Annotated in this window: 19 protein-coding genes; 4 read left to right on the top strand and 15 right to left on the bottom strand. The window is 44.6% G+C overall.

All coding sequences use genetic code 11. The features are described 5' to 3' along the window. Positions 1 to 9: 9 nt before the first annotated feature. The 10 genes from R7P72_RS05840 to R7P72_RS05795 form a co-directional block, all read right to left on the bottom strand. Positions 10 to 978 (bottom strand): spore coat U domain-containing protein, encoded by a 969-nt coding sequence (locus tag R7P72_RS05840; protein ID WP_047102359.1) that lies wholly within the window; start codon positions 976 to 978, stop codon positions 10 to 12. Further along, entirely contained in the window at positions 975 to 3,401 is a 2,427-nt protein-coding gene (locus R7P72_RS05835) for a fimbria/pilus outer membrane usher protein (protein WP_374041080.1), read from the bottom strand. Before R7P72_RS05835 ends, R7P72_RS05840 begins: the two co-directional genes overlap by 4 nt. Beyond that, entirely contained in the window at positions 3,401 to 4,156 is a 756-nt protein-coding gene (locus R7P72_RS05830; protein ID WP_025768578.1) for a molecular chaperone, read from the bottom strand. Before R7P72_RS05830 ends, R7P72_RS05835 begins: the two co-directional genes overlap by 1 nt. Positions 4,157 to 4,176: 20 nt before the next feature. Beyond that, positions 4,177 to 4,674, bottom strand: a complete 498-nt coding sequence (locus R7P72_RS05825) for a spore coat U domain-containing protein (RefSeq protein ID WP_175413522.1) — start codon at positions 4,672 to 4,674, stop codon at positions 4,177 to 4,179. Positions 4,675 to 4,713: 39 nt separating this feature from the next. Next, entirely contained in the window at positions 4,714 to 5,259 is a 546-nt protein-coding gene (locus R7P72_RS05820; RefSeq protein ID WP_005375099.1) for a spore coat U domain-containing protein, read from the bottom strand. 389 nt (positions 5,260 to 5,648) lie between these two features. After that, on the bottom strand, positions 5,649 to 6,680 hold the full coding sequence (gene tdh / locus R7P72_RS05815) for an L-threonine 3-dehydrogenase (protein WP_005383983.1): 1,032 nt from the start codon (positions 6,678 to 6,680) through the stop codon (positions 5,649 to 5,651). 44 nt (positions 6,681 to 6,724) lie between these two features. Continuing rightward, complete coding sequence (locus R7P72_RS05810; RefSeq protein ID WP_053307923.1) at positions 6,725 to 7,918, bottom strand: glycine C-acetyltransferase; 1,194 nt, start codon at positions 7,916 to 7,918, stop codon at positions 6,725 to 6,727. A gap of 212 nt (positions 7,919 to 8,130) precedes the next feature. Then, the gene (locus R7P72_RS05805; protein WP_213879422.1) at positions 8,131 to 10,461 is read right to left on the bottom strand and encodes a putative bifunctional diguanylate cyclase/phosphodiesterase; all 2,331 of its coding nucleotides are present in this window, start codon (positions 10,459 to 10,461) and stop codon (positions 8,131 to 8,133) included. Further along, positions 10,458 to 11,390, bottom strand: coding sequence for a transporter substrate-binding domain-containing protein (locus R7P72_RS05800; protein WP_005375093.1), 933 nt, complete (start codon positions 11,388 to 11,390; stop codon positions 10,458 to 10,460). The genes R7P72_RS05805 and R7P72_RS05800 overlap by 4 nt, the downstream gene beginning before the upstream one ends. Before the next feature lie 62 nt (positions 11,391 to 11,452). Then, on the bottom strand, positions 11,453 to 12,862 hold the full coding sequence (locus R7P72_RS05795) for an aminotransferase class V-fold PLP-dependent enzyme (protein WP_213906936.1): 1,410 nt from the start codon (positions 12,860 to 12,862) through the stop codon (positions 11,453 to 11,455). A gap of 541 nt (positions 12,863 to 13,403) precedes the next feature. Between R7P72_RS05795 and R7P72_RS05790 the strand changes: the two genes are divergently transcribed. Further along, complete coding sequence (locus R7P72_RS05790) at positions 13,404 to 13,919, top strand: superoxide dismutase family protein (protein WP_047102368.1); 516 nt, start codon at positions 13,404 to 13,406, stop codon at positions 13,917 to 13,919. A gap of 28 nt (positions 13,920 to 13,947) precedes the next feature. Here R7P72_RS05790 and R7P72_RS05785 read toward each other — a convergent pair whose 3' ends face one another. From R7P72_RS05785 to R7P72_RS05770, 4 genes are all read right to left on the bottom strand, one after another. After that, a complete protein-coding gene (locus tag R7P72_RS05785; protein ID WP_213906937.1) occupies positions 13,948 to 15,321 on the bottom strand; it encodes a sensor histidine kinase in 1,374 nt (457 codons plus the stop codon). 114 nt (positions 15,322 to 15,435) lie between these two features. Beyond that, a complete protein-coding gene (locus R7P72_RS05780; protein WP_198593973.1) occupies positions 15,436 to 16,167 on the bottom strand; it encodes a response regulator transcription factor in 732 nt (243 codons plus the stop codon). 146 nt (positions 16,168 to 16,313) lie between these two features. Further along, positions 16,314 to 17,009, bottom strand: a complete 696-nt coding sequence (locus R7P72_RS05775; protein WP_318110389.1) for a spondin domain-containing protein — start codon at positions 17,007 to 17,009, stop codon at positions 16,314 to 16,316. Positions 17,010 to 17,018: 9 nt separating this feature from the next. After that, positions 17,019 to 17,702: a spondin domain-containing protein gene (locus tag R7P72_RS05770; RefSeq protein ID WP_005384002.1), complete on the bottom strand. Its 684-nt coding sequence runs from the start codon at positions 17,700 to 17,702 to the stop codon at positions 17,019 to 17,021. 288 nt (positions 17,703 to 17,990) lie between these two features. Between R7P72_RS05770 and R7P72_RS05765 the strand changes: the two genes are divergently transcribed. The 3 genes from R7P72_RS05765 to R7P72_RS05755 all read left to right on the top strand — a co-directional run bounded on the left by R7P72_RS05765 (position 17,991) and on the right by R7P72_RS05755 (position 19,866). Next, positions 17,991 to 18,464: a hypothetical protein gene (locus R7P72_RS05765; protein ID WP_045413261.1), complete on the top strand. Its 474-nt coding sequence runs from the start codon at positions 17,991 to 17,993 to the stop codon at positions 18,462 to 18,464. Positions 18,465 to 18,541: 77 nt separating this feature from the next. After that, the gene (locus R7P72_RS05760) at positions 18,542 to 19,471 is read left to right on the top strand and encodes a LysR family transcriptional regulator (protein WP_172563927.1); all 930 of its coding nucleotides are present in this window, start codon (positions 18,542 to 18,544) and stop codon (positions 19,469 to 19,471) included. A gap of 11 nt (positions 19,472 to 19,482) precedes the next feature. Continuing rightward, positions 19,483 to 19,866 (top strand): VOC family protein, encoded by a 384-nt coding sequence (locus tag R7P72_RS05755; protein WP_161445704.1) that lies wholly within the window; start codon positions 19,483 to 19,485, stop codon positions 19,864 to 19,866. Between the two features lie 57 nt (positions 19,867 to 19,923). Here R7P72_RS05755 and R7P72_RS05750 read toward each other — a convergent pair whose 3' ends face one another. Next, the gene (locus tag R7P72_RS05750) at positions 19,924 to 21,363 is read right to left on the bottom strand and encodes a PepSY-associated TM helix domain-containing protein (protein WP_005375079.1); all 1,440 of its coding nucleotides are present in this window, start codon (positions 21,361 to 21,363) and stop codon (positions 19,924 to 19,926) included. Positions 21,364 to 21,454: the final 91 nt, after the last annotated feature.

Below are 21,454 nucleotides of genomic sequence, written 5' to 3'. Positions count from 1 at the left end.
ACATGATGCTCAAAATTGAACGTCAACGATTATTGAGTCGGTGTAAGTACCTGCAGGAGGGGTCGTTTGGCTGGTTAGTATCTGCGCGCGATAATTATAATTCTGTGGAGTGATACCATCAGGAATAGAGCCGCCAGTATCGACGTCACTGTGTTCACGACGTTCAGAACTGGTTCCTCCCCAGCGATCCATCGATGATGACTTATAGATTTCATACTCCAAATAGTGACCACTAGAAATCATTCGCCGCTGACCGCCGGACGCATTTAGGCCGTCATTCAAGCCAATGGAGAAGGAACTATTCTTGGTACAAGTTAACGATATAACCTGACTGACTGGCTCAAAACCGGCCACTAATGGGGACGAACCAAAATCAATATCTGGCGCCGTGATCATACAATCAGGGGTCACTTCCAACTCAACCGTAATCACGCTTTGAGCGCTGCCATTGGCGCGGCCAATGCATACTCCTAGAACCCCGATACCCTTACAGTAATCCCAAATCCAGGATACGGTGATTTGGTCTTTATAAGTCCCAGCGGAAAGATTACTGCCCACTCCCGTCCGAGCATAAAGCGGAAACTCAGCTTGAGTGCCAAACAACCCGAGTAAATCGAGTAACCCAATTTCAAAAAAATTGTAAGTTTGGCCGAATACATACTCTTGTGAAAGACCTGGATCGCCAAAAATCTGATAGCTGAGCTCCGAACTCGGATCATCCTCATTTAATAGCAAACCATTATTTATACTGTTAAACGTTGCTGATACGTAGTCGCCACTTAACAAAGACACAAGTGTAGAAAAGTCACACGTAATCCCCGCATGAGGCTGAGCTGAGCTTTGCTGCTGAGAGCTTGAAACAGTAAACGAAGAAACATTGCCAAACAAGATTAAAGGTGTTGCCGCCGTGAGCTGACAAGCCATTGTCGAGAACGAGAAAAAGAGAAGTAGGCTAGCAAGCCAGCGGCGCAAAATCATAGTGCGGTCTCTTCTTCGGCTTTGATACAAACCTGCTCAGGCAATGTTTGTATTTTTTGACTCTCACGCTGATACAACCCCTCAATAAACACTTTACATGGCGACTGTCCTTGAGGATAAAACTGAATATAGCGGCCTGGGTCAACGCCTTCAAAGTACGTAAAACCATCCCAACCAATTTGGCTTGTTAAGCCCGTTTCTGAGCGGCCATATGTACCAATCGGAAGGAACAAATGATTTTCGTCTACCACCGTCATGCTCAGTGCAATTTGTAGCTCTATTGGGAACTCTAACAGGTAGCCGTAGCCCGAATGTATCGAAGCAAACTGCTCTGTTGCAGAAAACGCAGCATTGGCAGGTAAATTAAGTGGATCGATTTCATATTTGGCGGTGTAATACGCCGTAGCCCAAGGAACAAGTAAGTAACCTTCATCGTCTGTCACTCCGACAATTTGATTTTCATATTTAACCGGAATACCTTCAAAACCACTGGTGCTCACCACAGCGAAGCTGTCATACACTTCATTCGCCGGGAATATTTCTCCATCCAACGTAGAGACCGAACCTGCCATTTCCGCAAAATAATCATAGTCGCCACTGGTGCCATTTAACCCCGCTCTGAACTGCGCCCATGACGCACGGTAGGTCAAATCGGCCTGTTTACGGTTTTCTGGGTCTTCGTTAATATCATGCGCTAAATTGACGCCCCACCCACCTCGTATTGGCGCAAGGCGGCTGTAACCCACTCGCCCTCTAACATCGCCATCGTCCTCTCTTTTCAGCGTTAGCCCCGAACTTCCCCCCAAAGAACTGAAAGGTAGAGAGAATTGCGCCAACGTAACACTCTGACCACCAATACTATGGTTGTAAGAAAGGGACATATTGATATTAAAAGGCAGAGCGTAGCTATAAGTAAGGTTTAGGGTACGTGAATCTGAGTCGGATTGTTGAATATCAAAGTATCCACCAGAAAGTGAGCCCCAATCTCCCAAACGGACTCCCATATTGATTTGTGATAGATGACGCGACGCGAGTGAAGCGTCCTTGCCTTCATCGAGCATTTCGTAATTTGGTAAATGAGATAAGGTATAAAAGTCGACTTGTTCTACTTGAGTTCGAGCAGCGAAGCTAAACAGCCGAGACTGATAACTATAACCTAGCGCATATGAGGTAGATTGATCCTGAAAATTACTCACACGAAACGAGGCATCCACCGTACCCAAGTTGAAAGCATTGGTGACAAAGCCCAGCCCCGCAACGATCAGGTCGTCTTTTGCTTCAGCTTGAGCTTCTAGTGTTAACCAATCAGTCATGCCATGACGCAGAGCGGTAACCACGCCACCGTCTCCATAGTCGTTAGATGCATTACCGAAATTTTCTCTGATCGCACCAATACTCGCACTGTAAGATGTAAATCCGGTCTTGAGTAGATCGGAAGAGAGAAAAAATGGGCTGGTCATGACCGTTTGCTTACCTTGAGCATCCGTTGCAATTACCGTTGCTTCCCCAGCACCAGAGAGCATTGGAATATCGTTAATAATGAAAGGACCGGGCCCAACATTCATTGAGTCAGTTTTAAAGCCATTGATAAACAAATCTAACGTAGTGGGCGCTGTGACCTCACCGTAAAATGCAGGTAACGGCGTCGTCACGACATCCGGACGCATAGAGAAATCATGCGACAACTGAATACCCGCCAGTCTTACTGGTTGGCTCCAAGATAAAGGGCGAACAATATAGTCCCCTACCTCCATACGAATTCGCTTCTCTTGATTGACGTACTCGTAACTCGTATCAAAACGAGTGTACTGGCTGCTTTGCTGGGACTGAACATCGCGATGAAAGTTAGATTTAAATATCCCGGTAGTAGAAAAAACGCCAAACTCAGAAAAGGCTCTGACTTCATGATTGATAGAAACCTCCTTTTGTCGGCTTTCGTTCTCGTACACACCAAATACGTTGTAGTTAAGCAGGCCACCACGCCCAAACTGAGCCGGGGAAAATCGCCCCATATCCTGCGCTGATAAGTTCTGCATCGGTAACCAATTAGGCGGTACGTCAATTGCAAGTTGCAATGACGATTGCAAGTAACGCACGTTAACACCTGGGATAGACGTAACCTCAAGTCTCTCTTCGGTTCCAGGCAACGACTTGGCGGTAACCCCAACTGAAATGAGGTCCTCCCGGAGCAAAAAGAACTGATCGCCAACTCGCTCAACTTTCGCAACAAGCCCTGTTGCTCTTTGATTGATCACCAACTCCAGATTGAGGCTGATATTCTCAAACTTTTCTAAAGAGAAATTTTCAGGACTCGGTAGCTCAGAGAAGTGGTTTGCTGAATTTGCACAAAGACCAATACTGCTCCACGTTACGCTAAGTAATACCAACCAAAAGAAAGCATTCATTGTATTAAATCTATTCATTATTGCTTCAATGGTATTTGGTAACGTTTACCTCCAATATTCGCGCTCAAACTCAAGGGTCTGACATTACTATGGGGAATAGACCAAACCTTATACTGTTCAGGAAGAATATAGCCAGCTAGTCCATCGGAAATAACGACAGGATCTTTATTTGGTAGATTCAACTGTAAATTCACTAAGCGAACATGGTGTTTTCCTGAATTTTTAATGTGAACAAAACGCTGATTATTTTTCTTAATAAACTGTGCCTGTAAATCACCCCATAATTCACTGTCACGGTTTGGTTTTTGAGTATCAGTCAGCCCTTTCCCGTAAATAAACAAAGGTATCGAGTAACGCATTCGGACTTTGACAGCGAGTTCATTTTCCGTCAATTCTGTTTGAGGGTTTTGAGTTGGCGGTAATTCATCTATGATCACTCGGTATGCATACTCCTTACCCGCAGAGGCCTCATCTTGGTTGATGATGCGGATTAACTGCTTTTCACCTGGTTCAATTTTGACAAACGGAGGAGTTGCAATTAACTGGCTTTGACTTGAATAACTATCTTCTCCTTCGTTTTGTTCCCACTTAAAAATTCTCACCTGTAAATAAGAATCAACACTGCCTTTATTTACCATCCAAAGTGATGTTGCATTACTCTCCTCTGATATTTTGGGGTAAATCGGCCAAATTAATAATGAGTTAGCGTTGGCATTTGAGAAAAAAACAAAAAGGAAGGTTATTAATAATAGTTTTTTGAGTATGAATTCCATTTCACCCCTCCAAAGTTCACTTACCACTCTAATGTCAGCGTAAGCGTATCCATATAAATTCCAGCCATTTCATTCCCATTTATTGTCGCCTTTGCCCAGATAGGAAACTGAATATTATCTGGGTCTTGCTCAGTATCGACGGAATATTGCGTGTCAATATCAAGCACCTGCGTGTAATTTAGATCCTGGAACAAAAAGTAATCTACCGTTGTCGCTTCTTCACTGTGCTTTAGCTTACGTACACCATCCGATGCATTCATCCCGCCATTTACGGAAACATTCATCGTAATACCCGGAGTACAACTTAATGTGAGTGATGAACTGTAAGTGATGCTGCCTTGTACTTCCGTCGCGTAAACTGAAGAATGCTCACCAAAATCTAACGTACCTATTTGCCCGGCTTGGGTTGGGCTTTCTTCTTGTACTGAGCCGTTAATCAAACAACCTGTATCTACGATGGCAGACACCTGAAAAGTTTGTGTCGCATCAGCCAGCACAGTTAAAGAACACAAACTCATCGCGACAAGTGAAAAGCTCCTAACAACCAGCGTCACGATTTACCAGCTTAGCGTCACACTGATGGTATCGGAGTATGTACCGGCAATGCTGCTCGTACCGTAAGCTTTCGCAAAAAGCTCAATAGTTTGCGATGTTGCACTAGTAAATTCAGACAGAGCTACCGTCCCGCCTTGTATAATTTGTGTGCTTCGGTCTGAGTCGGTAAACAACGTATAATCAATAAATTGCGCGCCATTTGACATCGCGTAGGTACCAACGGTCGCACTTGCATCATACAATCCGGTGCCCAATGTAAACGTCGGTGTCACACCGTTACTACAAAGCACTTCAATACCCGTCGCACTACCACCATTTACCACACCATCTTGTTCACTGAAGATTGCAGGCACGTCTCCAAAGGCGAGTGAGCCAAAGCCAACGCCAGAAGCTGCATCTACCGCATTATTTCCATTAATCACACAACCTTGTACAAGGTTAATTGAAACATCAATCGTACCGCTCACTGACGCTCCACTCGCTTGCCAACTAAATGAGGTTAAGAGCAGAGGCATCATCAGATAAAATCTTTTCATATAAAGCTCCATTTTTACATTCCACTGTATATCGGTAACCTTTTTATTAGTTATAGCTCAATTATGACAAACCAAATGCATATAAAATGTAAAACAATAAAAAGAAGCAGGATAAGGATAAAGACGAACAGCAAATAAAAATATTAAACTTAAAAGTGACGATTTTTAAGCATGTAATGCTAAAAAATAACCACTAAAAACAAATGGTTATTATCTTGTTCCAAATACAGAATCGACAATGAGTTAGAAGGTAGGGTGAAGTTGAGTGGAAAAAATCTAAAAAAAGTAGCAGAACGACACGAGAAGTTTAGAAAAGATTGGCGACCATTTCTTCCCAAAACAAGAATCTTCATGAAACAAAAATGCGCCCCAAAAAGGAGCGCATTTCTTACTTGAATAAGTTATTCCCAATCAAGAATAACCTTGCCTGACATGCCGCTGCGCATTACGTCGAAGCCTTCTTGGAAATCGTCAATCTTGTAGTGGTGCGTGATGATTGGCGATAGATCCAGACCAGATTGGATCAGTGAAGCCATCTTGTACCAAGTTTCGAACATTTCACGGCCGTAGATACCTTTGATCACCAAGCCTTTGAAGATAACTTGGTTCCAGTCGATACCCATGTCTGATGGTGGAATACCTAGTAGTGCAATACGACCACCGTGGTTCATTGTGGTTAGCATTGAGTTGAATGCTGCTGGGTTACCAGACATTTCTAGACCTACATCGAAGCCTTCTGTCATGCCTAGCTCAGCCATTACGTCTTCTAGCTTCTCTTCTGCAACGTTTACTGCGCGTGTTACACCCATCTTACGAGCAAGTTCTAGACGGTATTCGTTCACGTCTGTGATCACTACGTGGCGAGCACCAACGTGTTTTGCTACTGCAGCTGCCATGATACCGATTGGGCCAGCACCTGTGATAAGCACGTCTTCGCCTACTAGGTCGAAAGAAAGCGCGGTGTGTACTGCGTTACCAAACGGGTCAAAGATAGACGCTAGATCGTCAGAGATGCCTTCAGGGATCTTGAACGCGTTGAACGCTGGGATCACTAGGTATTCTGCGAATGCACCTTCGCGGTTAACGCCCACACCAATCGTGTTACGACATAGGTGAGTACGGCCGCCACGACAGTTACGACAATGACCACACGTGATGTGACCTTCGCCAGATACGCGGTCACCGATTTCAAAGCCACGAACTTCCTGACCAATCGCAACCACTTCACCCACGTATTCGTGACCAACAACCATAGGCACTGGAATTGTCTTTTGTGACCATTCGTCCCAGTTGTAGATGTGTACGTCTGTACCACAGATAGCGGTTTTCTTAATTTTGATCAGAATATCGTTATGGCCAACTTCTGGTTTATCAACCTCAGTCATCCAGATGCCTTCTTCAGGCTTTAGCTTTGATAATGCTTTAATTTTCATAATGTAACCTTAATTAAAGGCCCTATTGTCTAAGGCCTAGAATCTTAAATAAGACCCATGTCCTTACCAACTTGGATGAACGCGTCGATTGCACGGTCTAGTTGCTCGCGAGAGTGCGCCGCAGACATTTGAGTACGGATACGTGCTTGACCTTTTGGTACTACAGGGAATGAGAAGCCGATTACGTAGATGCCTTTCTCCAGCGCACGCTCTGCGAATTCTGCTGCTACTTTTGCGTCACCAAGCATGATCGGAATGATTGCGTGGTCAGCACCACCCATTGTGAAGCCTGCGTCTTCCATACGAGTACGGAAGTGTGCTGCGTTTTCCCATAGACGGTCACGTAGGTCACCGCTCTCTTCTAGTAGGTCTAGAACGCGGATAGAAGCGCTTACGATTGCTGGTGCAACAGAGTTAGAGAATAGGTATGGACGAGAACGCTGACGTAGCCAGTCAATCACTTCCGCTTTACCAGATGTGTAACCGCCTGAAGCGCCGCCCATTGCTTTGCCTAGCGTACCAGTGATGATGTCGATACGGTCAACTACGTTGTGGTGCTCGTGCGTACCTGCACCTGTTTTGCCCATGAAGCCAACAGCGTGAGAGTCATCAACCATAGTCAACGCGCCGTACTTATCTGCTAGGTCACAGATAGCCGGAAGGTTTGCTACTACGCCATCCATTGAGAACACACCGTCCGTTACGATAAGAATGTGGCGAGCACCTGCTTCTTTCGCAGCGATCAGTTGTTGCTCTAGCTCTTCCATGTTGTTGTTTGAGTAGCGGAAACGCATTGCTTTACATAGACGAACACCGTCGATGATTGACGCGTGGTTTAAAGCGTCAGAGATGATTGCGTCTTCTTTGCCTAGAATAGTTTCAAATAGGCCCGCGTTTGCGTCGAAACATGATGTGTAAAGAATCGTATCTTCTTTACCTAGGAACTTAGAAAGCTTCTGCTCAAGCTCTTTGTGGATGTCTTGCGTACCACAGATAAAACGTACTGAAGCCATACCAAAGCCGTGCTCGTCCATGCCTGCTTTACCCGCTTCGATAAGTGCCGGGTGGTTAGCAAGACCAAGGTAGTTGTTCGCACAGAAGTTTAGTACTTCTTCACCAGTAGAGATTTTAACAGCCGCTTGCTGTTGAGACGTAATGACACGCTCTGATTTGTAAAGGCCTTCCGCCTTTACTTCTTCGATTTGCTGCTGAATCTGTTGGTAGAATGCAGAAGACATTTGAAATTCCTTCCTAGTTATTTTGGCGAGTATTTACTCGTTTAGAATTAGGCTTAGCCTTTATGTGACGGGCGTCACGGGCTATCACTCATCAATTAATTGTAGTGTAATTCAAGGAAGGAGGAAGGATTATACCTTAAGGTGGAAAAGCATTAATGAATCCTAGGCACAAGTTCGATTAATGCTTTTCTATAAGGTTGTTATAAAAGGAATTATAGCCAGGTAGGCTTAGCCAAAAGTGTTTCAAAGTCCTTAGCAGGTAATGGTCGGCTATAGTGGAAACCTTGTCCGAACTCACAGTTTAGGTTTTTCAGGTAATCCACATGACGCTGTTCTTCGATGCCTTCTGCGACGATCTTAAGATCCAGCGCTTTCGCCATTGCTATGATTACGTTGACAAGCTCGCGGTCTGAGTCGTTCTCGAACATATTTTGCATAAAGCTACGATCAATCTTTAAGCGGTCGAACGGAAACTTCTGCAAGTAACTCAGCGCAGAATAACCAGTACCAAAATCATCAATAGTAAGTTTGGTGCCTAACGCTCGTAAGTTATTAAGCATGTCTAATAGCTCAGAATCGTGATTGAAGAGGAGACTTTCTGTCACTTCAATATCGAACTTATTTGACGGAAGACCAGACTCCTCAAGGCTGTGTTTAATAAACGTAAGTAAGCGCTCGCAGTACCTAAATTGAACACTAGAAAAGTTTACAGAAACAAACAACGGAGTCAGACTTTGCCATTGTGCCGCTTGTCGACACGCTTGTTGAATAGCAAACTCACCAATTTGATGAATTAAACCATTTTTCTCTGCAATAGAGATAAACTCTTCAGGGTTTACAAATCCGTACTTGTCATCATTCCAACGCATTAGCGCTTCTGCCCCTACGATTTTACCACTACTCAGCTCAATAATTGGCTGATAATACAGCTCTAATAACTGATTGGAGATCGCACTTCTCAGACGATTTTCCAGATCCAAATAGCGTTGCAAATCTTGGTTCATATTATGGTTATAAAAACAAAAGCCATCACGCCCATCTTGTTTCGCCCGATACATTGCCATATCAGCACATGCAAGGAGCTGCTCAGCGTTGTCTCCGTCATCCGGGAACACAGACATTCCGACGCTGCTACTCAAGAAGAATTCATGGTTGTTCCAAACAAACGGATCGTTAAACGCCGAAAGCACACTTGAAGCAACTCGCTTTGCAGTATCATTATCAGGCAAGTCTGGGATGACGAGTAAAAACTCATCCCCACCAATTCTCGCCAATAAGTCTGTTTTTCTTGCGACTTGATACAGTCGCTGAGCACTGAGTTTAAGGATTTCATCCCCAACAAAGTGTCCCATTGAATCGTTAATCTGCTTAAAGTGGTCTAAGTCGATGAACATCACCAAAACTTTAGACCCACTACGCGATGCCCTAATTAACTCCAAAGCCAATCGCTCGGAACCATAACTACGATTAGGTAAATTGGTTAATGTGTCATATTTAGCTTGGAAGGCGAGTTCTTTTTCAGACGCTTTTCGACGTTCAATTTCGTTCGTTAATTTTTTATTCTGTTGAGAAAGAATATCTTTACGCTTTTTTTCTTCCTCAAGCTTAATTTTCAATTCAATCCTATTATTGTTCGTGATGAATGCATAACATAAAGCAATGACGATCATAACGGCCAGAATACTCAAACCAATAATAAAGAGCCGTGATGTAAATATATCTCGTTCACTCAAAGGCTCGAACCACGCCATCAATTTGAAGTGATGTTTATCCACAGGAACTTCAAAGTAAATTTTTCCGTCTACAGCCTCAGAAACGAAATAGTTCTCATCCTTATTGTGAGAAGGTGTTTTATTTATGGTATCCCATACAACCATTTCCACGTCTTTTATTTTTAGCACCATTCGGCTATAACTATCTTCGTGTTCTTGGTTAGTAAGTTGGTCAATAACAATATTCTTATTAAGATCGGCAATTAAAAAGGCAACAGGCTTTCCGGAGAACTTAACTTGCTTAATGACTTGAATGCGAACGTCATCATTGTATCGCGTCGCACAAACCTCTTCGGGATGCCCGTGTTGAGTCATTAAGGTTTGTATGTCCATTTTGTGCTCGGCAAGGTTTTCAGATCCAGTGGTGACAATGGTGACTCCATCACTGCCTACTAGCGTGAGCTTCTTATAGATTTGGCTGCTATTAATTAGCTTACTGTCTATCTTCTCATCGAAGCGACGCTTTAAATTAATTAGACTGGCACCTAATCCATACTCCATTGACATGCCAGAAGCTAAATTACCAAAGAATGTTTGTATTGTTTTATCTGTAGCTAGATTATCAACATCTTCACTCGCTATGGTAAATAAATTATCGAGTGTGCTTGCATAACTTTTTACTTTTAAATCTAGTTCTCTGTATTGAGATTCTTTTAATTTATTTTGACCTACGCTAGTCACAGTAATAAGCATAGCTAAGTAAATTGAAACTAATATTGCGCTTATTGTAATAAATCTTTTACTGGAAAATTTTTTAACGGCCTTATTCATCGGACTTTCTTTTTATCTTCTATAAAGTAATCGTTATAAAAGTAGTAAATAGATGGATAGTATTTTTTTACTAGTTTTTCGTATGATCCGTCTTTTTTTATCGAGTCTAAATAACGATCAAATGCTTTGCGTAATTCAGGGGAATTTTTACGGAATGCAACAGCCATTTTTTGATTTTCAGATATAGGGCCAATGACTTTTATTTCACCCGGCCATTTTTCGAGGGCAATTAGCGTATCCGCAACATCTAATAATGTGCTTTCCGCGTCATTTTTCATTATCGCTGGAACCATCTCATTAAGGAGACGCGCCCCATCAGGTAATATAACTTTTGCACCTGTGTCATATAAGTCATAAAGGTTAGGATCCAAGCAAGAATGTTCTAAAGCTAACACTTCGCGACCATCGATCAGCTGCTTGACGTTTTTAACATCTTCATCGACCGACCCACTTGGTTTAATCGGGCTCAGACTAGAGTCGGATCTGGAAACCAACCATACACCTGAAGGAAAATAATCTTGTGAAAAATCGACAACCTCAGAACGCCAATCAAGAATAGTAACGCCATTTGCGATCAAATCGCCTTCAATTGGAACACTTTCTCCGACAACAGCCTGCTTGTTGTGATATTGCACATTTTGCCCTGTCAACTTACCAACCACGTCGCTCCACTGTGCTGGAACATACTGGTACTGAACACCTAACGACTTGGCAAAACCTTTTATTATCTCTACATCCAAGCCAGTCAAAGTTTCCACTTCACCTTGTTCAATATAGGAGACAAAGTTAGCGTACGGGACACCAATGTGACGCAGTACACCACGTTCACGGATTTGTTGTAAATCGTCTGACCAAGCGGCAGACGACGCAACAGAGGTAACCATGAGCGCCACCGTCGCTAAAGTTCTTTTGAATGTTATGACTGACATAATAATATCCTTACCTTTCACAAAGCGCCCAATAATGGGCGCTTGAGTGATAAACAACGATGTTAGAACGACGAGTAATACAAATTCGTCATCGCCACTACGAGCCCTTCCACATCTTGTTCGTCATGGAACAAATGCGTAGAGATACGCAGCGCGTAAGTATCAAAGTCATCATCCTTATGCAGCTTAAAGCTAGTCGTACGGATGATGTAACCATACTCTTCACGTAAACGATCTCGGAATTCCGTCAGTATCTCTTCATTAGTTACATCGGAGAGCGGGTTAACCGTCGTTAAGCCACTGGTTAAGCCTTCCACGTTTGGTGAATACATTTTGGCTTGTGGTAAGTACTCTTGAAGCAAGGTTTTACATAAACTACCAAGGCTTACAACTCGCTCTTCGATACGGTCTCGACCAATCTCATCCCACATTTTGCAACTATCAACTAGTGCTTGTTTCGCAGGATAGTTATCGTTACCAATGTATTGCATTTGCAGCTGTTTACCCAGGTAATCAGCATGAGAAAGTGAGGAGTTGATCAACCATAACGGGTTCTCTCGGTCGCTCCAATACTCATTCAAACGGTTACCGTTATCACGAACATACAGAATACCTGTCGCGCCCGGACCACACTGCCACTTATGACCAGATCCTGCATAGAAATCACAATCCATATCGTGGAAATCAAGGTCAAACATACCGACCGTATGAGCGCCATCAACAAGAGTAGGCACACCATACTCTTTTGCTAAAGCACAAATGGCTTTTGCTGGTAGCGCGGTTCCTGTTTTGTATGTGATATGAGAGAAAACAATTAGGCGAACGTTTTGATTCGTATCAAGCGCGTCTCGGAACGCTTGAATGTAATCTTGCTCAGAAACGTTTTCAGTACCAGTAAATACTGGTAGTTGAATTTCTACCACATCCACACCAAAACGATGTTTCGCTACGTTCATAGGTGATGTTGCAGCAATATGTTCATGGTGTGTCGTTAGAATCACATCACCTGGTTCAAAGTGTAAGCCATTAATGATCGAGCATAAGCCATCAGTAGTGTTGCGGCTGAGAATGATCTCTTCTGGGTTAGCACCAAAACCTGGTGCGACGTCTTTAACCATCTCAGAAACATACGGCCAAGAGCCAAATTTGCCTTTCATATCCCAAGGATATTTAGCCACTAGCTTGTTGTTATGCTCGTAATCTTCAAGAACATGTTTTGGCATTGAACCTGTTGTACCAATGTTCATGTAAGTGGTTCGTTTGTCCAAAACGAACTGTCTTCGCACTTTACGCCAGAAGCGCTTATCATGTTTTCTACCTAGCCCGCGGCTGCTCCAATCAATTTTCTGTTCTCGTGCTTGAGCTACGCCTGAGAAAGCGGAAGCACTCACACCAGCAACAACAGCTCCTGTTGCGCCTTTCAGAAAATTACGGCGGCTGCTATTAGTCTGAATAGATTCCTTGTCTTTCATCTTTTTCAATCCTTGTCGGAAATTAGCCATATTATTAATTTTAAGTGCGTAACTATCTGTTACTAAAACATTATTACCCATTACAATCAGAGTTTAATTTTTTCCTCTGCCATTAAGTGACTTTAGTTCCAATTTTTTATCTTATTTGATGATATAAGCAACAGTTTGACCACAAATCTATAAACAACAATGTTCACATTAATATATTCGTTAATTTGATTATTCTTTATTGCGGACAATTCCACCAAATTCTTTATAAAACAATTATGAGCTTTGTTATAAAGTCATTAAAAATTTAACTTTGCGTTAATTTAAAAATATTCAGGCTATTTTAAGATTGGCGTCTATTCTTTTTATATCTTAACGATCTCAACATGTTAAGACTAAATAAAAGAAAGCTGATTTCGGATCGAGATATCAGTTTAAGACCATAAAGTGATACACATCACTCTATGACATAAACTCACCGCTCAACAGACATAAGTAAAACAGGTTTTCACTAATATGTGCTTGAGCGTACACCCTAAAAGAAGGAGGTCCCATGTTAAAAGGATTGCTATGCATTTCAGTTGCATCCGCTCTTGTCGCCGCCCCTAACGTGCTAGCAAAAACGGTAGAAATGACTGCTCTCAACACCAATGAGAGTGCGGGTACCATTGAGATTTCACAAAGTGATTATGGCGTTGTTTTTACGCCTCAATTATCAGGTTTGTCAGCAGGTGTGCACGGTTTCCATATTCACACTAATCCATCTTGCGATAGCATAGAAAAGGATGACAAAACCGTATTAGGCGGCGCAGCAGGTGGCCATTATGATCCTAACAACACAGGGAAGCATGGCTATCCTTGGACCGATGACAATCATTTAGGCGACTTGCCTCCACTCTATGTGGACATGGACGGCAATGCCAATCAGCCCGTTGTCGCTCCTCGCCTAAAATTATCGGATTTAAAAGGTCGAGCGTTAATGATCCATGCAGGTGGTGACAATCACTCCGATCACCCAAATAAGCTAGGTGGTGGTGGCGCTCGCGTCGTATGTGGTGTTATTGAATAAACATTAACTTTATGTCTCACACTTCTCTTTAGATTGCGAGAAGTGTGAACTTCTGTTGATACTGAGAGGAGGTTGCATTGGTCTCAAGATAGCTGTGGTGAAGCATTAAGATCGATTGAACAATCTTCGTCCCGATCCCCAAAGAACCGCCCTCCGCTTCTTCCTCGATGTGATTGACGAAGGTAAAGTGGATACGTGACTTATCCTCACTCAAATGCGCTTGGCAATGCACTTCCGAGCCGATTGGGCTGTGGCGCAATGCATTTTCAAGCAAGTTAAGCACCAACCGCTCTAAAAGACCTTTATCACCCACGGTTTGGATTTCGCTATCGATATCCACTTTCAACACCACTTCTTTACGAGAAAACTGGCTCTGCATCGTTTCGGCACATTCTGCCATCAACACGCCAAGATCTACGGGGCGGTACTCGTAGTTTGGCATTGGAGCTTCTTTGCGCGCGGCGTCTAACAAAGAATGCAATTGAGTCGAGAGCTTCTCACAATTTCGGAAAGCAACGTCAATCAAAGGATCGGATTCCGGATGTTGCAAACGCCACGTTTCCAAATAGCCCAGCACGCTCGATAACGGCGTTTTTAAATCGTGACTGAGCTGCAACAGACTTTGACGACGATGAGACGATTGATACTCCAACTGTAAAAACTGCTGCTGAATATGCTTCGCCATCATCTGATAAGAGTTCGCAATCGGCACGAGCTCCGGCACTTGGTGAGTAAAATCAGGTTGCAGGCGGAAATCATGTTCAGCTTGCTGTTGTAGTTGTTTGGTCACACGCTCAATCGGGCTCAACAGACTACGTTTGACCAGCACATAAGCTCCAAGAGCAAAGCCTAAAATGGACACTAAGACCAATCCTGCCAGCGCGATGTAAGGGGTGTCGACTTGAGCATTGGCAATGGCGTCATGTCGGGTACTGCCAATCACCACGTAGAGATAACCGACCGTTGAGCCTAATTCCTCTATCGCCGCGACAGAAAAGACTTTGTGCTCACCACGATTACGTGGGTCTTCACCCAAAATAGGAAAAGGTTGGTCATTTAAGAATTGCTTAATGGGATTGAGATCCACCTTACCCATGATCTCCGCCCCTTCTGGTGCAGCATGGGTGGTGATGTTGCCTTGGCTATCGAGAAAGTAGATTTCAAAGTCAGGACCGATCAGCATGAGCGTGTGAAAAATCGACTTGAGCGCTTTAGGGTTGTAATCCGTCCCGATCATCAGCGGATTATCATCACGCATGTGGCTGGCTAGCTCTTTATGTAGGCTTTGCTTAGTGCGTAACTCGATGGTTTCTTTTTGCCAATTGTAAGTCAGTGCAATCACCACCGCCGCGAGGCAGAACCACAAGCTAGTAAATACCACTAAGCGAGATTTGAAGCTCATCCTATCGCCTCCTTAAACAGCGGTGTTTTTGAAACACCCGTGTGATTGAAAAATGACGGTGAAAACAACTACCGACTTACTGTCTGGCTTGATGTTTTGACTTACTTTCTTGCATTAGTGTCTTGGCTGAAACTTATATCCAACACCCCACACGGTTTGAATGAAGTGATGATCAGAGTCAGACAACGACAACTTGCTGCGTAAACGATTTATGGTGCTACACACCGTGTGGTGATAACCAGAATGACTGGTGTTCCAAACGTGATCGAGCAATTCATCTTTACTGTAGACTCTGCCCGGACGAGTCGCGAGAAACTGCAGCAAAGTAAACTCTGTCGCGGTGAGCGTGACATCCTTGTCGTTTAGGGATACTTGGTGCAACTCCGGAATGATTCTCAGCGGACCAAAATCCATCGCATCATCGAGGACTTCATTTGCTACTTTGACTTCTGCGGTTTGGCTGACTCTGCGTAGCACGTTTCGCACTCGTGCTTGGAATTCTAATACGCTAAATGGCTTGGTGATATAGTCATCAACGCCTGCTTCTAAGCCGTCTACCTTGTCCATTTCACCGTCTCTGGCTGTCAGCATGAGCACTGGGCTCCAATCTTGTTGCTGACGCAAATAATGGCAGATGTCTAGGCCATCACCATCTGGTAAACCTCGGTCAAGGATCAATAAATCAAAGGGTTGTTGCTGATATTGCGCTTTAGCATCGGCGACATTTGTGGCTCGCGACACTTGGTGTCCTTGAAACTTGAGATGCATCTGAACCAGTTCTGCCAAATCATCGTCATCTTCCACCAACAAGATGTTCGCGACTAAATTGATTGCCTGTTGTTCCATGGTCTTTTCCTTGCCTTCGAGTATCCTCACTTTGCACATGACCGGAACAAATTAGAAATTCTTTCAAAAAAGGTTCCGATGACGCCATGAGGGATAAAGCGCTCGGCTACAAGCGCTTTGGAAAGGAGACGTCATCGGAGCCTGTGTTACTCGACTCGAGTGATGGTGACTTTCGCACCTGGGTTCAAGAAACGATGGTTCGCAGAAAGCGCTGAGTTTGCTAATCCGCCATCTTGGCTAACGACCCCCGCATGGAATGCAACAACATCACTGCTGTCATTACGAGCGGCATTGAAGCCCTCACCACCACCTGCTGGGCCCGGGATGGTTGCGGCAAGTTCATCATTCAGTTCCGTGCCAGAATCCCAAACGTTCATGCTCATTTCATAGCTTTCACCCACTGCGAGCGATTTGAGCGATAGCCCCGTTTCGCCAACAAAGGCATCGTTGGTATTCACGAACATAGACGCCACAGACAAGTAACCGTAACGACTAGGGTCAACCGTGATGGTGACTTCGTCCGATGCGCCCGGCAACACCAATCCATTACCCGAAATGCCTTGGTAAACACTGTCATTGCTGTTCATCAATTCAATTAACTCTGCGTTACTACCGCCTTCGGCAAGATGCTCAAGTTCAACAGATGCCACTTGGCCAATTTCAAACAGTTGGTAGTCACCATTGTGAGTGAGTACCGCTAGCGGAGACATAGGTTGATTCGCAGTCAAGTTCGCCACGTTGACGGTGTAGCGGTACGATTTCACTACGTCGCTATCATCATCGCTTGGACAACCGGCGAGCAAGCCGACTGAAGCTGCTACTAGTAAGATTCTGTATTTCATACATCCCCCTTACTTCACAACGATTGTGATGGTTGCAACTGGGTTTAACCAACGATGGCTGCTGCTGTCTAGGTCACTGATGCCGCCAGTTGGATCGCTATCACCAAGGTTACCCGGATGCACGTGAACTTTATCGTTAGTTACTGTTGCTTCAACGCCTGTGCCGCCAGTACCAAAGGTAATGAAAGGGGGGTTTGGCATGCTAGACGCAAGTTCATCGTTCGCTTCTGTACCGGCATCGTAACTTCTTAGCGTTGCTCGGTATGTACCCGCTTCCGTTGGAATCTTCCAGCTATCTAGACCAACAAAACCGTCATTAGTTGGCAGCAACATCGCGCTCAGAGAAAGATATCCGTGGTCGCCACTGTCCAAGGTGAAGGTGGTTGCAACACCCGGATTCAAAATACCACCAGCAGGGTTCTCAACCACCGCACCACCAGCGTTACCAATCACACTAGCAAGACCAGAGATATCACCGCCTTCTGCCATTGCTTCTAGCTCTGGAGTCGCTGCTTGACCCGTTCTGAACATTTGAAGGTCAGAGCCATGTGCAGCAACAATAAGTGGCGTAAAGTAGATGCCTTTGGTTGCGTTTGTCACGGTGATTTCCAATTCCGCCGCATTCACTGATGCAGAGCCTAGTGCCATAGCGACTGAAGTCATGACGAGTCCGAGTTGGGTACGTTTTTTCATTGTGATTCCATCCTTTAATGAGGGTTGAACTACCCAAGCCCATGTGTACGGCTTTACTTCTTTCTTCGTGACTTGAGTAGGTTAAGCATTACGTTTCGAACGTTTTGCGTTCTTGCCTCTAAGAATGACGAGCAAATCTATCAGCAACTTCATCGAATTCTCATAAAATTCTCACAAGTTCTGTTCGAATTCTGTCAACAGCACTTTTTTACTCTTAATCAGCTATTTACACGTCGCGCTCTCCCCTCCTACAATGCGGTATTCCCTGTTTAAATCACGATTCTCACCATGATTCATAACGTTTTGTCTGCCTACTATGGCGAAATCTACGGCATCGCTTTTTTCAACCACTACTTGAGCCATTACGCCCAAAGTGAACAACAAACGCTGTGGCAAACCTTGATTGAAGTGGAAGAACTCACCGCAGAAAAGCTCAAACCTGTACTGCTGACAAATGGCATGGATATCGAAAGTCGACACCAAGAGATGTTGGATAAAGGCTTGGCAGATGCAACCAAGTGGATTGGTTTACCATGGCAAGAGTTGGTGGCGACTCTTCTGAAATGGGTAGAACCTTATGAGGTCAAGTATCGAGAGTGGCATGAAGAAGTGAAAGCTTCACAGCAGTATTCAATCGCTGAACGAGAAGCTATCGAGTTGATTGCAGACCACGAAACGGCCATTTATCACTGTTGGCAACAATACCATACTGGTGAATCTGGCTTGCCTGCACTCAATGCATTTTTGGCAAAATATCGTTAAAGCGAGACGGTGACACTTGAACCTCGTGAAACCGTACCAGACAATATCGTTATTCCGCTGCGCAGAACTGAACAATTATGGTTAATCCAAAACTCATTGCCCTACTTCCTGATCTTGCTTCGTTTATCTTGGTGGTAAACGAAGGCAGTTTTACCGCTGCAGCCAAACAACTCGGCGTGACGCCATCGGCTTTAAGTAAGTTGATCACACGATTAGAGCAAGCCCTCTCGGTGAAACTGTTTGAGCGCACGACTCGTAAGTTGATCATTACTCAAGCTGGGCAAAAGGTTTACGACCAAAGCATTGCAATGGTGAATGCCGCGCAGCAAGCCGTTGAGTTATCTGCAGAAGATCATGCTGAGCCAACAGGCGCACTCACAGTAGCAGCCCCTGAAGCATTTCTTAATTCGGTGCTTCAACCGTTTGTGTTGCCATTCCTAGAACGTTATCCAAATATTCAGCTTAAGCTGCGTGCAGCAGATGGTGAGATCGATCTTTTCCGCCAAGGAATTGATGTCGCATTTAAGCTCACCGACAAACCCGATGAGAATCTGGTCCTCAAAGAGATCAGCAAGACCAATCTCGTTTTGTGCGCCTCTCCAGATTACCTAGCCAAACACGGTATGCCTGAGCACCCAACCGAGCTTGAGCAGCACGACTGTATTTACCTTGCCGAGAACGACAAAGACAATATCTGGTCGTTCTTTAAAGAGGAAGCTTTCCACTCGATTGCAGTAAGTGGACGCTACGCCGTCAACCACTCTCAAATGCGCTTGAACGGGGTTAAGTCTGGCTTGGGAGTTGGGATCTTCCATGACTTCGTGATCAAAGACGCGTTAGAGCAAGGGGAAGTGGTGGAAGTATTGCCGGATTGGATGATCAAGAGTAACTACCACGGCGCTATCGCGATGCAGTATGCGCAAACCAAATACATGCCTGCTCGCCTGCGCGTATTTATCGACTTCGTTAAGGAGCATTTAGTCTCCGAGGACACTAACCATGCTTGAAGAGGCTAACCATGTTTAATGCCATTCATCACGTCGCGATCATTTGCAGCGATTACCCAAAGTCAAAACGCTTTTACACTGAAGTGTTAGGACTGAAAGTCATTGCCGAAAACTATCGTGAAGCCAGAGACTCCTACAAGCTTGACCTCGCTTTACCTGACGGCAGTCAAGTTGAGCTGTTTAGCTTTCCGGGCGCACCAGAGAGACCGAGCTTTCCCGAAGCGCAAGGCCTGCGACATCTCGCTTTTTTGGTTGATGATGTTGAGCAAGTGAAAGTCTACCTAGAATCGAATGACGTTGAAGTTGAGCCAATTCGTATTGACGAATTTACAGGCAAAGCCTTTACCTTCTTCCAAGACCCAGATGGCTTGCCACTGGAGATTTACCAGAAATAAAAAGAGCCAGCACTTCGACTTCGCAGGCTCTTTTATTATTCCATTCTTTGTCTGTTACTAATTCAACGCCGTTTTCAGTTTCTCAACGCGGTTGAACAACAGCCAATCCAGTGCGAGAACCGTAACAATTGCCAAACCGCCCATCGGGAACGCCAGACACAATATCACCAGCGTTACTAAGCCAAGCTTCCAAATACCGCCCTGCTGAAACTTAGGTGGCGCGCCCAATGTGGCACTGCGACTTGGTCTACGAATCCACCACATCACCACACCTGTAATTGAGATTAAGATGAACGCCAAACAGAACACCACGTTGAGCACTTTGTTAAGCACACTGACATCACCTTGATGCAATGACACACCTGCCGCCATGAACTTGGCAAACAAACTGTAATCTTGCCACGTGACGTCCACCAACAAGCGACCGGAATATTGGTCAAAGTGGCTGGTGCGATCTTGTCTTGGGTCGGAAATATCGCCACCCATAGAGTTAGCTGCAACGGTGTAAACGCCCGTCTCAGAGCGCGGCAAAAACAACTTATAACCAGTGAAGCCCAACATTTCAGCCTTGAGGATGATATCATCAATAGAGAGCGCATCATGGCTGCCTGCGTATGCCATCTCTTCCTTCATGTTGGCATGATCATGAGCGGGTTTGTCTTTCGACTCTGGCACAGCAGCGAGCTCTAAGTTCCATGGCATCTCTTCTGAAGCACCGTGGTTAAGATCTTTATGTGTCAGTGTGGATTCCGGTTTCTCACCCCATGTATAATAGGTTGGGAAGGTATTCCAAGCTTGCACCATTTTCGCACCCCAGATCCCTGCCCAAGATAAACCTGAAATCAAAAAGAACAACAGAACAATCGACAGCACACCACCTAAATTCGCATGCAGGTCACGCATCAAAATCCGAGGGCCATTGTTAAAGCGAATTTTCAAAAAGCCAGCGCGGCTGGCGTTGTCTCTCGGTACCCAAAGGTACAAACCAGACACCAATAGCAAAATCCCCAAACTTGCGGCGATTTCAATCAAACGGTCGCCTAGGTCGCCGATGAGCAACGTGCCGTGAATGCTGTTCATCAGTTCATAGATGCTATCACCACGATTAATGGTGCCTTGTACGTCTCCTGTGTAAGGATTTACTGCAACAATCAGTGAGCTGCCTTCTTGGTTTTGAATCGAGAATCGGTTGGCAATATCGGCCGTTTTAGCAGGTACAAATTGAGTGACATTAAAATCGGGATACGCCTGCTTTACGGTTTCTAATTGTGCAGAGACAGGAATCATGTGCTCTTGTGGTGAAACTTGTAATGTCGCTTCGTATCGAGCCAGTTCGATTTCGTCATCAAACAACATCACCAATCCCGTGAGGGAAAGCATCAGCATAAATGGAATGACGAACAAACCTGCGTAGAAGTGCCATCGCCACGTCATAAAGTAGATGGATTTTGCGCGTGAGGCTTCCTTGAGTTGAGGCTTTGCCGAGTTTCTCAACATGTGTATTTTCCTTTTTTCATTGTTGAACACCCAAATTCAGTCAAACGCATCCTACACATACGCATTCGTATGCGGCGTTATTTGACTTAGA

Origin of the sequence: Vibrio sp. Vb0888 (genome assembly GCF_033338835.1) — a bacterium.
Lineage (GTDB): Bacteria > Pseudomonadota > Gammaproteobacteria > Enterobacterales > Vibrionaceae > Vibrio > Vibrio alginolyticus.
The sequence above is the reverse complement of the archived record's forward strand: the minus strand, read 5'-3'. Positions and strand labels throughout refer to the sequence as shown.